This window comes from Kitasatospora sp. MBT63, from assembly GCF_000710465.2.
In the GTDB taxonomy this organism is placed as follows: Bacteria; Actinomycetota; Actinomycetes; order Streptomycetales; family Streptomycetaceae; genus Kitasatospora.
The window spans coordinates 1-15,020 of the sequence record NZ_JAIZ01000384.1; the positions used below are offsets into that span (position 1 = coordinate 1).

The 15,020-nt window shown below is 66.7% G+C and carries 11 protein-coding genes and 1 pseudogene; 1 reads left to right on the forward strand and 11 read right to left on the reverse strand.

Going from position 1 to position 15,020, the window contains the following annotated elements; genetic code table 11:
- Positions 1-123 precede the first annotated feature (123 nt).
- From AA75_RS22360 to AA75_RS22370, 3 genes are all read right to left on the reverse strand, one after another.
- Entirely contained in the window at positions 124-708 is a 585-nt protein-coding gene (locus tag AA75_RS22360; RefSeq protein ID WP_051813051.1) for a transglycosylase SLT domain-containing protein, read from the reverse strand.
- A gap of 581 nt (positions 709-1,289) precedes the next feature.
- Complete coding sequence (locus AA75_RS22365) at positions 1,290-2,810, reverse strand: APC family permease (protein WP_051813053.1); 1,521 nt, start codon at positions 2,808-2,810, stop codon at positions 1,290-1,292.
- A 640-nt stretch (positions 2,811-3,450) separates the two neighbouring features.
- Positions 3,451-3,924, reverse strand: a complete 474-nt coding sequence (locus tag AA75_RS22370; RefSeq protein WP_233289136.1) for a rodlet layer protein — start codon at positions 3,922-3,924, stop codon at positions 3,451-3,453.
- A 55-nt stretch (positions 3,925-3,979) separates the two neighbouring features.
- On the opposite strand from AA75_RS22370, the gene AA75_RS22375 reads away from it, so the two are divergent.
- Positions 3,980-5,059, forward strand: coding sequence for a hypothetical protein (locus AA75_RS22375; RefSeq protein ID WP_149038306.1), 1,080 nt, complete (start codon positions 3,980-3,982; stop codon positions 5,057-5,059).
- Positions 5,060-5,183: 124 nt separating this feature from the next.
- Here AA75_RS22375 and AA75_RS22380 read toward each other — a convergent pair whose 3' ends face one another.
- The 8 genes and pseudogenes from AA75_RS22380 to AA75_RS51450 form a co-directional block, all read right to left on the reverse strand.
- A complete protein-coding gene (locus AA75_RS22380; RefSeq protein ID WP_051813057.1) occupies positions 5,184-6,365 on the reverse strand; it encodes a ParB/RepB/Spo0J family partition protein in 1,182 nt (393 codons plus the stop codon).
- Positions 6,362-7,561 carry a ParA family protein gene (locus AA75_RS22385; RefSeq protein ID WP_033821966.1) on the reverse strand — a complete coding sequence of 400 codons (1,200 nt, stop codon included), beginning with the start codon at positions 7,559-7,561 and terminating at the stop codon, positions 6,362-6,364. Before AA75_RS22385 ends, AA75_RS22380 begins: the two co-directional genes overlap by 4 nt.
- 804 nt (positions 7,562-8,365) lie before the next feature.
- The gene (locus AA75_RS22390) at positions 8,366-9,646 is read right to left on the reverse strand and encodes a hypothetical protein (RefSeq protein WP_199520388.1); all 1,281 of its coding nucleotides are present in this window, start codon (positions 9,644-9,646) and stop codon (positions 8,366-8,368) included.
- Between the two features lie 740 nt (positions 9,647-10,386).
- Positions 10,387-11,130, reverse strand: coding sequence for a hypothetical protein (locus AA75_RS22395; protein WP_233289137.1), 744 nt, complete (start codon positions 11,128-11,130; stop codon positions 10,387-10,389).
- 298 nt (positions 11,131-11,428) lie between these two features.
- Positions 11,429-11,848, reverse strand: a complete 420-nt coding sequence (locus AA75_RS22400) for a hypothetical protein (RefSeq protein WP_149038308.1) — start codon at positions 11,846-11,848, stop codon at positions 11,429-11,431.
- A 331-nt stretch (positions 11,849-12,179) separates the two neighbouring features.
- Complete coding sequence (locus AA75_RS22405) at positions 12,180-13,097, reverse strand: ParA family protein (protein ID WP_233289138.1); 918 nt, start codon at positions 13,095-13,097, stop codon at positions 12,180-12,182.
- Between the two features lie 809 nt (positions 13,098-13,906).
- A complete protein-coding gene (locus tag AA75_RS22410; protein WP_033821970.1) occupies positions 13,907-14,104 on the reverse strand; it encodes a hypothetical protein in 198 nt (65 codons plus the stop codon).
- Positions 14,105-14,789: 685 nt separating this feature from the next.
- A pseudogene (locus AA75_RS51450) lies at positions 14,790-15,020 on the reverse strand (plasmid partitioning protein); the annotation flags it as partial.

The window sequence follows — 15,020 nt, forward strand, 5'->3', positions numbered from 1 at the left end:
AGCTACTCAAGCACAGCGACCGAACCAAGCAAACCCCATCAGGGTCGCTCGGCGCCGGAGGCACGCCGCCGTTTCGGCAGGCGCCTGCGAGCCTACGTTCTCCGGTTCGGTCGCTGTCGTTCGTCAGTAACCGCGCCAGCACTTGCCGTAGCATCGGGCGCCGGCCATGTTGTCCATACCGCCGTAGCGGGCGTTGCAATAACGGGCACTTGCCACCAGGTTGTCGACCGGGTCGGTGATCTCTCTGTGCCCGGGCAGGGCATAGGCCGCGAACGTCGGCCTGATCATCTGGGCCAGCCCGATCGAAGGTGTGCCGGCCCTGGCGTTGGAGTCCCATCGGTTGACCGCCTGAGGTCTGCCGGAGGATTCGGCGAGCGCGGTTGCTCTCAGCGCCTTGGCGGACGGCACCTGGTCCCCGTTCTCGGTCAGGATCGCGCGTGCCTCCTGGATCCACCCGTCGAGGGTGTCCGGGTAGGCCGGCGCCTGTTCAGGGGCGGGCGGACTCTGAGCCGGTGGAGCAGGTACAGGTACTGCCGCGGCCTGGTGGGACTCCCCCTGAACCTGAGCCGAGGCTGTTACCGGGGGGGTGGTCTCGGCAAGGGCCGGTGTGCTGTTGAGCGACTGGACGGTCAGGGTGATCAGCACCATCACCACGGCCCCCCCGACGCCGGTGGCGAGGACGTAGTCCGGAAGTTTCGGGTGGGCCATACTGAGGGCTTTCCGGAGCCGTATCCACCAGATGACCGCATACGCCCGGCTCCGGTTCACCGTGTACCGAAGAGTTGCCGCCGCCAGGCACAGCAGTGCCTGGCAAAGGCCAGACGCGAGTGATCCGACCCTTGAAGCTGCCTGCTGAACCTCGGCACGAGGCACACAGTGATCTGCCACTCTGTCCTGCAACTGGTACGGCATACGAATTTCTCCCTGGCATCGGAGAATGACTGTAGTCGTGCGATCTGCGCCGATTCAAGCTTTTCGTAGCCGATTGTCCGAATTACTCCCGAATGGCTGCCCGATCGGGGAGAATCGGCCCAACCTCTTGATACAGATGACAGTTGACTGAAGGTCAGACGAAGTCGTAATGCGACTCTCCCGTCGGGCGCACCCTGATCGTCCCGCCCGGAAAATAATTCAGCCGGACGCTGACATTTCCCTCGGATCTGCCCGAAAGGAATTCGTGAAATTATTCTGCCCTGCTCCCCACCACCGGGCGGGGAGCAGGGCAGAATCAATGAAGATTCGACCGAATTTTTCAGGGCAATGTCAGCACGGGCACTCTCCCCCGCTGCTCACGTCCGAGTACTCAGCGGTTTCCTGGTGTCGCTCGCAGTAGTGCTCTCCAGGACGATGCGGCCCATCACCTTGTACTTCTCGGGGTACTTGGACCTCATGTACAGAGCCAGGGCGATGCCGCTCAGGAACACCGCCGCGACGATCCACGGGATGAACCTGAAGAAGAGCAGATCGGCTGCGGGGCCGGCGGCTTTGTGCAGGTTGGCCAGGAGAAGGCCGATTGCGGCGAGCATGCCCAGGCCTCCCAGGAGTGGTGCGGTGAACGTGCGGAACCAGTGCCGGGATTCGGGGTGGTTCCGGCGGAAGTAGGCGATCACCGAGAAGGAGCACAGGGTCTGCACCACGAGTAGGGAGAGGGTGCCGAGGATCGCTGTGAGCGTGTACAGGCCGACGTACGGGTCCTGGCCGGTACCCCAGAAGATCAGAACGATGGCGAGCGCGATCCCGGTCTGGGTGAGCGAGGCGACGGACGGCGACCGGTACCTGGGATGGACGTGGCCGAGTGCGGGAGGAAGGAAACGCTCACGGCCGATGGCGTACAGGTAGCGCGAGGCACACTGGTGAAATGCCATGGCACAGGCGAAGGAGCTGGTCACCATCAGCCAGAGAAGGGCCGTGACCGCCCAGTGCCCGAGATACTGCTGAGCGGGATCCAGGAAGAGGTCGAGGGGAGTGATCCCGCTTGCGATCTCCACAGCGTCCTGTGGGCCGTTGCTGCTGAGCACCATCCAGGAGACGAAGGTGTACAGCACCCCGAGACCAACGACGGCGAACAGGGTGGCGAGCGGAATGATCCGCTTCGGATTCCGGGACTCCTCCCCGTACATCGCCGTGGACTCGAACCCGATCCAGGACCAGAAGCAGAAGAAGAGGCCGACGCCTGCGTTGACGCCTGCGAACGCCCCGGTCGGGTTGAGGACGGAGAAGTGGAATCCGTGAGGGCCACCGCCGTGCGCCAGCACCGAGCCCGCCAGCAGGGTCAGCATCACGACCTCGCCCACCAGGAAGACCCCGAGGATCTTCGCCGCGACTTTGATGTCGTAGTGGGTGAGCACCGAGGTGACGAGCAGCATGAAGACGGCGAGCCACTGCCAGGGCACGTTGACACCGAACTGGGAGTCGATGGCTGTTTCGGCGAAGTAGGCGAAGATACCCGCGATCGAGGCCTCGAAGACGACGTAGGCGAGGACCGCGAGCAGGCCGGACGCCATGCCGATGATCCGGCCCAGACCATGTGAGATATAGCTGTAGAACGCGCCAGCGGTGGTGATATGTCGGGCCATCGCGACGTACCCCACCGTGAACACCGTCAGTACCAGGGTGACGAAGATGAAGCCGACGGGGGCGTGTACGCCGTTGCCGCTTCCGATGATCACGGGCAGGTTGCCGGTCATCGCGGTGATCGGGGCTGCTGTCGCCAGGGCCATGAAGATGACCCCGACCAGAGCGACCGCGTCTGCCCTGAGGTGTTCGAGCGGCGGTTTCGTGACCGTGGTGGACGTTTCGGGAGAAGACACGGGCTACTCCCCGGAGGTCAAGGCTGGCTGTTCGAGTGCCATGAGTCGTCCGATCTCACGAGAGCATGTGGGGATGGGCGGTATCGCGTCCTCTTCGACCGGGTGCCCACGAGAGTGCATCGATCCCGGCAGTGCCGTGGTGGCATCGGCCGCCACAGTGGCTCCCCACCCTAAGGAGAGCACCGGTCGGGTTTTCGGCACGAAGGGGTAGCCGGACGGGCTTCAAACTCCCCCCTCGTCGTCGAGCGGGTGCCGGGGAGCCTGCGTTGATGCGTTCCAGACTGCGCGGCAGCCAGAATGCTGGTGACCGGCTCGGCCGACGGTACGGTGACCGGACTTTCCCCCGATGGCCGTAGGACGGATCGTCCTATCTTCGAATGAACCGAACCCGGGAAAGTCCATAGGCTCGCAGTCTCACGCATAACGCGAGGCCGCGAGCCTATGATTCTCCGCTCCATCCGGGAGGAGTCTACGCCATGATCGTGACGAAAAGCCCCTTTTCGGTGAATTCATCACTATTGCGATGTTCCGGGCATTGGCCCCATGCATCCCGCCCGGGATCAGCGATGAGGCCCCGAGAACGGGTGCGCCCGGGCCGGGGTGAATCCCCCCGGCCCGGCGTCCGCTGCTGCCCGGTAGATCAGCCGATCAGGTGGCTGACGCCACCGTCGCCGCTGCCCACGGTGTTCTGGCCGACGACGCAGGTCTGCTCCGGGTTGTTGTTCAGGGCCTTGACCTCGATCGGCACCGCGGCGCCGATGACGGCGACGGCGATGTTGTGGACCTCCGGCAGGCAGAGGTTCGGGTTGTCGAGGGTGTGGTAGTTCGGGCTGTGGTTGCCCTCGGTGCCGTTGTGGTTGGTGCCACCGTCGCCCTGGCCGGAGACCGCAGAACCGTCGTGGTCGATGATTGCGGATGCGGGGACGGTCGTCATGGCAAATGCCGAAGCCGCAATACCAACCGTGGCAAGAGTCTTCTTAATCATGGGAGATCCTTCCTGTCCTGATTTTTGATCGGGTTCGATGCGTTCAACGCGAGAACTCTCGTGCCGGTTGCTGATCTGAACGGGTGATTGGTAGGGCGACACGGAGGCCGAGCAGCTGCCGGCGGCCATGCCGATGGCTCCCAGGTCGGCGCTGGTTCCAGCTCCGCAGAGCTAGCCTCGTGTCATGGATGAGATCCGAGGCAACTGCTGTGAGAGGGCTTCTCTCGAAACGTGCTTCGACGGGCCGTCACCGTTGCAGCCCTACACCGATCAAGATTTTCTGATCAGCCCGGCCACTGCCAGGCTCGTCCGCGCCTCGGCGCGAGAGCAGAGCAGCAGCCGCAATCTGGAGAGCCAGATCAGGCTGTTCCAGGAGTGGTGCACAGCCAGGGGCCGCGTGGCCCTTCCCTGCACCACGGCGACGCTGATCGAGTACGTGGGATGGATGATCGAGAGCGCAGGGTACGAACCGAACACGGTCGCCGCCTACTCCAGCTCGGTGGTCACCTGGCAGGAGCGCGCCACCCCCGGCAACACCCGCCCCGGCACCCTCATCACCAGAGGCATGATCGCCGCATATCGTCAGGCCTGGGTACCGCACAGAACCGAGAGGCGCTCCCCGGCCGTGAGCGAGCCCGACCTCGAAGAGATGCTGGCGACCTGTGACCGGGGAGGCCGGCCGGCCGACATCCGTGACGCCGCGATTCTCTCCCTCGGCTGGCACCTGCCGAATCGTCGGATCGAACTCACCCAACTGCTCGTCACCGGCGTCACCATGCACGAGGACGGCGTCGACGTGAGGGTGGTCAGCCGAACGAGCCCCACGGAAGGCCCGGCAGCGGAGAGCTGGGTACCGGTCCGTGACGAGGCACCGGCCCTCTGCCCGGTTCGACGTCTGAAGGCCTGGCTGGAGTACGGCCGGCGCATCCACCAGCCCCCGGACGAGGCTCTGTTCCGCGCCCTCGACAAGGCAGGCCGCCTCGCTGTGCGGTTGACCCCGCAGAGCCGTCCCACGCATTCCGACGGCACTCCCAAGGACGATCACGAGCTCACCGCCGAGGACTGGCGCCTGCTGTCCTGTCTCTCCGGCGAAGCCGTCAACGCGTTCGTCAAGGCGCGTGCCAGGGCGGCCTTCGGCCGGGTCGCCCACCTCACGGAGGAACAACGATCCGCCCGTGGCTTCAGCGCGTTGATCAGCGCCGAGACGGCCGCCAAGGTCACGATGCCGGGCCTTCGAGCGGGTGGCCGCCCCGAGTCGGGTTGAGCCCGGCGGGGGGAGGACGGGCAGCGGCGGCTGACGAAGCTGTCCGCTCTCGACGACGAAAGAGGCCGTCCCTCCGGAACCCGGTCCGGAGGGACGGCTTTCATGCGCCGCAGTGAGCCGAGGTTCAGGACATCCTGCCTCGAATCGACTCCATGATCTCCGGAAACTCCGGCTCTCGCTGCAGGATCGCCAGCAGCGCGGAGGTCACGTTCACCGCCTGGCGGACGTCCATCGCTTCGCGGATCCTACGGGCCGTCTGGATGAAGTCGGACGGGTCGAACTGCACCGTCACCGTGCCGCCCGCCTCCACTTCGGCGACATCACGCTGCTCCGGCCCGCCGGTGTAAACGGCGTTTACATCCCGGTCGGCGGCGGCCCTGCTCGGATCGGTCTCCCGCCCGGGTTCGGTGTAAACGGCGTTTACATCTGGCTCTGCTTCCCGAGGCTCCTGAGGTGCCACGACGGTGCGCTCCTCTCCCCCGGCACGCGCAGTCGGTGCGGCGGCGGGCCCCGGCCCTCGGACACTCCGCTCGGACTTCGCCGCCGCCTTCGCCGCTTCCCTGGCTGCGGCAGCCTGCTTCGCAGCCTCCGCCATCTCGAGCTGTTCGGCGGCACTCAGATGGCCGGCCCGGGCCCGCGCACCGATCTTTCGCGCGTCCTCGATCGCGAGCTCGCCCGCACCGGCTTGCTCCTGCAGCTCGGGCGCCAGGTGCAGAAGAGCCAACCGCTGGCCCACCCATGCCCTGGACTTTCCGAGCTTCCGTGCCACGGCGGCCTGATTGCCGTCGTACACCGTGGTGAGGAGCTGATCGATGGCCTGGGCCTCCTCGAACGGCAGGACCCCCTCCCGGTGCGCGTTGGCGACCAGGGCGGCCTCGACCATGTCCGACGCAGACGAGACGAGGTCGTCGTTGAGATCCACGCGCAGATTCGCGAGGCCGACCCGCTGCGCTGCCAGCAGGCGCCGGTTGCCGTCCAGGGCGACGAAGTCGGCGTTCCCGACCTTGGCCGCCTGCTCGGGGTGCGCGTCGAGGTAGGCGCTGCGGCTCACCACGGTGACCGGGACGATCTGCTGCCGGCGCAGGCTCTCACCCAACTCGTCGATCGTGGAGTCCACGATCGTCTTCCGCGGGTTGAGCGGGTTGAACACGATGGAGTCCACCGGGGCGAGGGAGGCCCGGCGTACCCGCCCCGTTGCGTCCAGGGCTTCGCTGCGGGCCACCACCTCCCCCCTCCCCCGCAGCTCGCTCTGCGCAAGCGCTCCGAAGGCTCCACCCCCGGCAGCAAGCTTCTTGGCGACGCTCATCCGAGCCTCCGACGGATCTCGCGCATCCGCTGCGCTTGGGTGGATGTGGGCGCATACATCAGCAGCGGCTGCTTGAGGTGCACCGCCTCACGCTGTTCCTTGAGGTCGGGGACGACCGCTACGACGGGCGGGCTCTCGAGGGACTCCCACATTTCGAGGGAGTGAGTGGCGACGTAGCCCTTGCGTTTGTCGAACTTGTTGACCACCAGGCCGAGGCGATCGACCTCGACCTCATAGTCGAAGCTTATGGTCCGGATCTGGCTGTCGAGCATGGCGTACGCGTCGGCGGACGAGTCCTCGGCCTCCACGGGGACCAGGACACCGGATGCCCCCGTGGGTTCGTTCTTGCGACGGTGCCCGAAGTAGAGCCCGGCGTCCATGGCGAGGCCGAGGTTCGGGGGTGCATCGAGGACGACGACGTCGAAGTGTTCCTCCAGTGGCGCCAGGGCGCGCTGGAGGCTGGTCTCGCGCGGACCGCGTACTGACCCGAGCCGGGAGTCGAGCAGGAAGGCGTCGAAACTCGACGGCAGCAGGAAGAGCCGGTCGTCGAAGTGCCCGGGAGCGATCGGCACGACCTGGTCGAGCAGCGATCCGGTAGCCCGGTCGCGTTCCACCATGTGTGTCACCAGGCTCTCCTCGCCGGGTGGAATCTGCTTGATGCCGAGCTGGGACGTGAGGTGCCCCTGCGGGTCGTAGTCGACGAGAAGGGTACGGAGGCCGGGCAGCGCAGGCAGCTTCGATCCCCCGGTGCTGGCCGGCAGCCCCAGCGCTATGGCCTGGCCGATGCCTGCGGCGATCGTGGTCTTGCCGACGCCCCCCTTCTGGTTGCACACCACGATGCGACGCGTGTACTGGGGGATGGTCAGTTCGCTGAGGGAGACGCTGTGCGAGTCGACCCATACCCGGACGGCCTGGGCGAGCCCCTGGACGAAGGAGATGTCCCGGTCGGCGCAGTCGGTCTTGAACGCGGCGTAGAGGCCTGCAGGGAGCCAGGTGTTCCAGCTTTCGGCGCCTGCGGTGTCGATGACCGGGTTCTGGCCGGCCGGGCGGACCAGCCACTGCTCGACGGCTTCGGTGACGGCGTCCTGCATGTCGATGCCGAGCTGAGCCGCTCTGGTCTTGAGCTCCTGGCGAAGGACGGCAGGAAGCTTCGATGCAACTTTTTCCCGAGCACCGTCGGAGTATGGAGAGGCCATGGCGCCACCATAGTGGCGCCGGGGTGATTTTGGGACATCCAGGGCCAGAGTGTTACCGCGCATGCCCGTCGGGGGTGTAAACGGCGTTTACACCCTCCGTCCCGAGGCGGCTTTCGGCTGGACGTACGCCGTCACCGGCCGCGGACGGACGACTGCCCGCACTCCTGCCCGGAGGGTCCTCCCTTGTCTGGCGCAGGAGCGGGACGGTTGAAACGTCCGTCTCCTGCCCGGACCAAAACTGATCTCACCGTTGCGGTCCGTATTCCGAAAGGTGCACCAAGTGTCCGCGTCTCCTGCTTCCCTGCGTGCGAGACTGCGCTGCCTGCCTCTCCTGATCAGGCAGCGCCGCATCGCTGCTCCTGCAAGCCCGGCGACGGCCTCGTCGGCGGGCTCGCACACGAGGCTCAGCGGGCTCGTGCGTCTGGCCCGGCAGCAGAGGAAGCCGGGCGCCGATGCGGAGGCCGCTCAGCGAAGGGCGCTGGCCGACGCTGTGGACTGGGCCGTCGTCGTCAGCCGTCGCGACCACGGGCCGGCGTATTCGGTCAGTGCTGCCGATGTACAGCTCAGGGCGTCGGAGGACTTCAATCTCTCCGTGTCGGAGGCGCAAGCGGAGGCGGCACTGCGTGCTCGGAGGGGAGCACACCGTCCCGGTGGACGCCGGTGCGCGGAGGCTGAGTGCACCTGCCACATCGATGGTGATCGCCGAGGGTGCTCCTCTCCGTGAGCCTCGTACCGGTGGGGAGCGGCCGACGAGGTGCAGGCTGCGGCCGGGCACCTCTCCCGGAGCCGGCCAGGGCGGGTCGGTCACACCCTCCCGATCAGCAACTCGGAGTCCGTGGCCTCCGTGAAGACGACGGAGGGGCGGGGACCGAAGCCGGCGTGCCCGGCGTGTTCCTGAGGCAGGCTCAGGTGCTGCCATGACAGGCCGTGCGGGTCGGGACAGTGCTCTCCGCGGTACCACGTCCGGCAGCCGGTGGCGGGGCATCGCCTGAGGCCCGCGCACTGCGGACAGAGGGTGTCGCCGATCCTGCGGACGGGCCTGCCGCAGCAGCCGTCCTGACCGATGCACTCCGGATCCGAAGGCGTGGCCAGTCGGTCGGCCAGCCGGTTGGTCGCCGAGTCGGCTTCCCGGGCCTGGTCGGTGGCCTCGCGGGTGGCCCGTTCCCGCCTGGCTGCCCAGTAGGCGTCGCCGGCCGCGGCCTGTGCCGGATGTGCCGCACGCCAGGCGGCCAAGCCTGCCGTACGGTTCTCCTCGCGCCGGAAGTGGCACTGCTGGCATGTTTCCCCGGTGTCCCAGATGACACCCTGCTCGCACTCGGCCCTCTCGCAGCCCCACCGTTCCACGGCGCGGATCAGCCAACCGTTGGGATTGTGTACCTCGAAGCCGGTCCCCGCGTAGCGCTCCTGAAGCCGCTGCCGGATCCGCTCAGGAGCGGCGCCGAGCGAGATCTGACGGCCGATCGAGCGGGAGACGCATCGCTGCACGAACACGTTCACCTTGCCGTGGACGAGCAGGGAACGGACCGGCTCCAGCACGTATGCGATCTCCGGAGTGACCGTCAGAGCCGGGCCCCGGTAGTCGGCCGGACGTGGAGCCGGGGTACTCGACGCCGTGTCAGCGCGAAGCGCGAGAACCTCCGGCGCGCGGCCACCGAGGTTGTCCACAGCATCGCGCCTACCCACCTCCCCTACGGGTGACAGGGCAGGAAGTTGCAGCCCGGCCGACTCCTGTACGTCAAGGCTGTGGTCTTCCGATACGCGAGGGAGGTCCGCTCGCGGCCGATACCCGAGGTCCGTGGATGCCTTCGGCGCGGTTCCGTGCCCGCGGCGGGGGTGAGTGTCGTCCTCGGGCGGGACGACGGGTTGGTTCGGGACCCGGCGGGGAATCATGACGTTCCGCCCTTGGCGGCCGGCCCTGCGGTGTACCTCGATCCAGCCCCAGGACTCCAGATCGTCGACCAACCTGGCCGCGGCGTCGGGGCTGATCGGCTCGCCCTTACGGTGGCCGGACTCGTGGCGGATGTACGAGGCGAGGTCGGCCAGGGTGAAGGGGATACGTTTGCAGTTCGCGTAGGCGACCAGCATGTAGGCCCGTGCGTGGCGGGCGGGTACCGCTCCGAGAAGTGCCACCGGGACCGGTACCCGGAAGTCGCCGCCGAGATCGGGGGCGACGGTACGCACCGCGCTGGTGCCGCGACCACCACGGTGGGTACGGCGGCGGACGGTGATCAGGCCCGCCTCGGTGGCCTCTTTCTGGGCGGCGTACAAGGAACTGGGGGCTTTCACGAGGGCGTCACCGGTCCGGTGGCACGTGCCCACTCGGTTGGTCAGTCCCAGCCAGCGGGCCAGTGTGGTCAAGGCGGCGACGCAGTGCTTGTCCTGATTGCGGGACAGCTGGATGACCTTGGCGATGTAGACCACGGTCAGATCCCGGAACGAGCCCAGGATCACCGAGGCCGGCACGTTCACCGCGGTCTTTCGAAGCCCCTCGGGCATCGCCGGGTCCACCCCCCGGCACTGTGACGGCTTCCCACGCCGTTCACGAAGGAGAATCGCCGTCTCCCGGGTCAGCGGAGCGTGCCGGAGGACGGCGCTCATCGGGAGACCTCAGGCACAGGGGGTGGCGACGGGACGGTCTGAGCGGTGTGCGTGAGTGCCGAGGGCAGCACGAAGACACACCTCGGAGCGGGAATGATGGCTGACTCCTAGGAGAAAAGGGCATACAGAACCGACTCGGCGCCCGGTAGGAGGTGCCGAAGATGCGGGTCGTCTATTCGGTTATGGGGACGGTCACTTCCTCTCGGTCGAGGGGTACGGAGTCGGCCCTAGGCGCCCCGTGGCTCGCGCGGGGGACGGACGGATGCCAGGGACCCCCGTGACCGGCTCGGTCGCCGACGCCGGAGGAGCCGGAGCTCCTCCGGCAGCTCGGCGACCCAGCGCCCCACCGGCAGCCGCAGAGCCGACTGTCCTTCAAGATCTTTGAGCTCGAAGGCAGCCCGCTCGGCCGGCGTATGAGCGAGGAAGACACGGTCGCGCAGCACCCAGAGCACGGTGCCCGGGTGCGTGTTCGGATCACTGAAGGCGTTGCGCCCCGCCTGGATGGCGGCCATCTGCCAGGTGCTGGGGGCCTTGCCGGACTCCTTGGTCCAGCCCTCCTCGAACCACACGAGTTCAGCGACGGCCCGGTACACACGGAGGGCGATGACGTCACTCGGGAAATGGGGTTCGGCCAGGACACCCAGGTCCTTCGCCTTGTAGGCGAAGGTGTCGGACACCCGAGCGGCCGTGGACACGGCGTTCGTGGTCAGCGGCGGCAATGCAGACACTTCGGGACGCTCCTTGAGCCAAGCCGATGCAGAGCAGACAACGATGGCGAATATATCGCACCGATCACGTTTATTCCTGCGCTGCTGGAACGTTTCCCGGCAGTAGGCGGTGAATGGCGCGGAAATGTCGAGGGTAGGTGTCTGTATCTTCCATTGGTGATGGATGAAGGTCCGTCGATGAATGGGAAAGTAAATCCACCGTGGCGGGGATCGGTGCATCAGGCGGTCGGGGGATCCATGCATGTTCACGGCGGTAGTTGCAACGGAGGGTGGTGCCACCGCTCCAACCGTGCACCTCTCGGTGATACTCAGCGGCGGTCGTAAGGTGCGTCGTGAAGTCGACCCGTCGATGTATGGGTGGTTGCATCGGTACGGCTATCGGTATAGCGATCCGCATATGCCCTGGTCAAAGCGGTCATGGCTGCACAGAGCGCGTGGCGATGTGCCCCGGGGACGTGCAATCCCCAGCAGCTCGGCCCGAAACGCGATCGGGCCTCCCCTGTCTGTTCAGGAGAGGCCCGGCAGGTCTGCTGGTCAGCGTTTACGGACGGGTCAGCGGGCCTTCCGCGGCGAGACGCTCCAGGAATCGGCAAGCGATGGCGGAGACGACGACGAGTCCTTTGCGTCCGTACTTGGCCATGTCGAGTTCACCCTTGAGATTCGAGACGATCTCGAAGGATTCAGGACCGACCCGGTAGCTGCTCTTCGCCCCACGGTCGGTGAAACCGTCCCGTGATTCGAGGAGTTCTTGGGCCCAGGCGATCTGCCCGTCGATGCTCTTGGGGCCGAGGCGGAGGGCGGCGTCGAGGTAGTGCCCGATCGAGAGCTCGGTGCTGCGCACCGATCTCCGGTCGGCGGCCACACGAGCCTTGAGCGCGGACATCACGTCGGGCAGCAGGATGAAGCCGTGCTGCGTCCAGGTGTGGGGGTGGGCCCGGGCCGATTTGAAGGAGTCGAGCACCGCCCGTCTGGCCTCGGAGGCCGTCGGCGAGGCCGGGGCCGTCCCGGGGGACGTGCTGAAGGCGGTTGCCGGGACGGGGTCCGCGGTCGTTGCGGCGGTCGCGGCAGTCGGCGTGGTCGTGACCGCAGGCGCGGCGAGCTGCTGCCCCACGAGAACCGCTGAGGTTCCGGAACCGAGGTACGAACGCGCTGCGACGTCCTCCGCCGACTCCGTCAGACCTGCCATGAAGCTCGCGGCTGCTGCCGGCTGTGGTTGAGAGCGTGCCCGTGACCGTGGCCTCTCAGCCGGTGGTCGCACCCCGCTGAAAGCCTTTGGGACCTTCTTGGGTGTGTCAGACACTGATCACGGCTTTCTCCCTGCGTGTCTCGAGAGCTGCCAGCTGGGCGTCGGCGGTCGGTGCGATCTCCCACTCTGCTTCGGGGGTGTCCATGCGGACGAACAGTTCCTGGAGCAGCGCGGCGTAGCGCTTGCCCGGTTCGTGGTTGCCGAACTGGATCACCGCCGGGGCCTGGGAGGCGTAGCTGCCGGAAATCCGGTCGTCGGCGCGGATTTCGGAGATGAGCGGCAGGAGACCGGCCTCCACCATGCCGTTGCGGACGTCGACCTCCTGGCGCTTCCACTTGCTGACGGGGTTGCACTTGTTGAGTACGGCCCCGAGGTAGAGCGGGTCGGCGGCTCCGCCGGTGCGCTGTGTGACGTAGCGGAGGGTCGCTTTCATGGCCACGGCGCCCTCCAGGGTCTGGTACTCGTGGCTGCAGAGACCGATCGCGTAGTCGGATGCGGCCAGGGCCTGAGCGGGGAGGGCGCCTACGGAGGGCGGGGTGTCGATGACGGCGAAATCGAGGTCGTCCGCCAGCTGGGTGAGCAGCCCGCGCAGGAGCGTCGCCTTGTCCGGCCCGGCCGTGTGAAGCAGGTGCTGGGCGTTCGACATGGTCGCGTCCTCCGACGCGAGGAGCATCAGTGTCCCTTCGGCGCCCCATTTGGTCAGTATTTCGCTGCGGTCCATGACGTAGCGGCGGAGGTCCGTCGGCACGCTCTGGACTGCGGCCTGCAGAGCGAAGCCGAGCGAGTTCTGGATCGTGCCGCCTTCGAGCCGGATCCCGAGCGCCTTGCTGGCCTGGGCCTGGGGATCCAGGTCGACCACCACCACGCGGCTGCCCATGAGGGCCAGGCCTGCTGCGAGGTTGACGGTGGTGGCGGTCTTGCCGACGCCACCCTTCTGGCTGGCAATCGCTAGGACCCTCATCATCTGCTCCAAGCTATGAAAGCTGCACGGCTGGTACTTCCAGCGGTGATCGGACCGCTTGCCTCAAATGCTGGGTCGGGCGCTGAATTTGCAAGGTGTGCGGCCCGTGTGTTCCAGTGCTGAGGGAACTAGTAGCTGACGTTACCAGGGGCACGCAGGACGGGACGTCAGTGCGGCGTGTCGTGGCGGTTGTGTTATGTCGTGATTCTCGTAAAGGCGTACATCTGATCGAATTGTTTTCCGGTGGGGGGAAGAGATATTCGACAGCGGCGGGATCGGTGGCCGGCCGCCGGGTGGGCCGGCCGCTCGCCCAGGCGGGGGCCAGGTGGCGGCTGAAGAGGTCCGGGGTGGATCGTTCTTATCTGCCGTGCATCGGTCGACCGGAGTTCGGATAGGTCGGACGGTGGTTCCGCCGATGGGTTATCGGGTCGGTGGGTCAGTGGGGCGGTCAATGGGTGGGAGCGACGTGGTATCGAAAAGTGCACCGATGGATGCTGCCACCTGTCGTTCATGGGATCTATTCACAATTTGGTCGGTGGATCGAACCACCGGTGTTTCGGTAAGTGATCGCTACGTTCGGATGGTGAATGGGTCGATGGTTCATCCTTTCGGTGTTAGTTGATATGGATGGCATCGTCACTATTTCTATCGGTGGTTGCATCGTCGCACGCGTGTGACGCCGCAAGCTCATTGCTATGCGCATATCTGCAGGTCAGGGGGGCCCGGGTGCTGATCCTGCATCCCGCTCGCGTGCGCCATGGGCTCGCATCGCCTGTGCCGCCGTCGTGCCGTGGTTGCCGGTACCCGCGCGTCTAGTGATCCCTTGGGATGGGAGCCTGGTCCGGGTCATCGGCCAGGCCCAATGCCTCCAGCAGCATCTGACAGTCGTCCCGGTCCCTGGCCCGGGAGGCCACCAACCTGCGCACCCGTTCCTGCACGGACGGCGTGACCAGGCCGGTCGACTCGATGTTCTCGCCCAGAGTCGTGAGGTCCCGACGTGTCGTCGTCATGGGGAGCACCCCCGAGGTGCGGAGAGGCGCCGCGTGGGCGCTCGGATGTTGGGGTCCGGCACGGCCAGCGGTCCGTGTGGCCCCCGGATCTGTCGGGTGAGATCCGTCTGTCCAGGATGCTCCTGGACGCGCCATCTGCGCCAAGGCCTCACTGCTCGGCGCCGGTCGCCGGGCGGCCGGACCTGGTCCGGGTGGTGTTCCGGCCAGGGGTACGGGAGTCGCTATCCGCAGTGGTCGTGCCGGGTCTGCCGGTCGAAATCGACACCAGGTCGGCTTGCAAGCGGCCGGGAAGGCTCGGCCTGCGCAGGGAAAATCCCGTAAAGGCCCCTAGGAGGCCCTATCGGCCGCCCCGGTGGCCCGCCATACCGGGAGCTCTCAGTTTGAGCGTTGTAGGTGCCATTCCGGGGTCGAACGTGAGTGCTATTAAGGGTGCTATGTTCACATATGTACCATCTGGAGGCTTCAGGGTCACTGCATCCCTTGGCTTCGTCGCCCAACTCGGGTGCCACCGCCCGACCGCTGTCAGCAGCGGCCGAATGGGGTTCTGGATCACTTTCGGCTCTGTCGCTCATCTGCGCGACCACCCCGATGCCCCACGCAGACCCTTCAGCCGCACCCCCGACTGCCACAAACGCTGAGGGGTGTGTTGTCCGCGGACAACACACCCCTCGGTATCGGCACGGTCTCAGACCTGTGAGTGCAACACCTCCACCAGCGCGTGGAAGGCCTCGACGTCCAACCCGGCGCGCAGGGTCGCAGCTTGCTCATCAGCGGTCTCCCCCAGTGCTCGGACAAGCTGCGCCGGAGTCGTCGTCCCGTGACCTTGCACCGGGGCACTCTGGTGGGGGAGTGCCGCCGGGCCGGTGGTGCGGGCTGTGTTGTCCGCGGACAACATGTTCTCGTGGGGTGCGGGTCG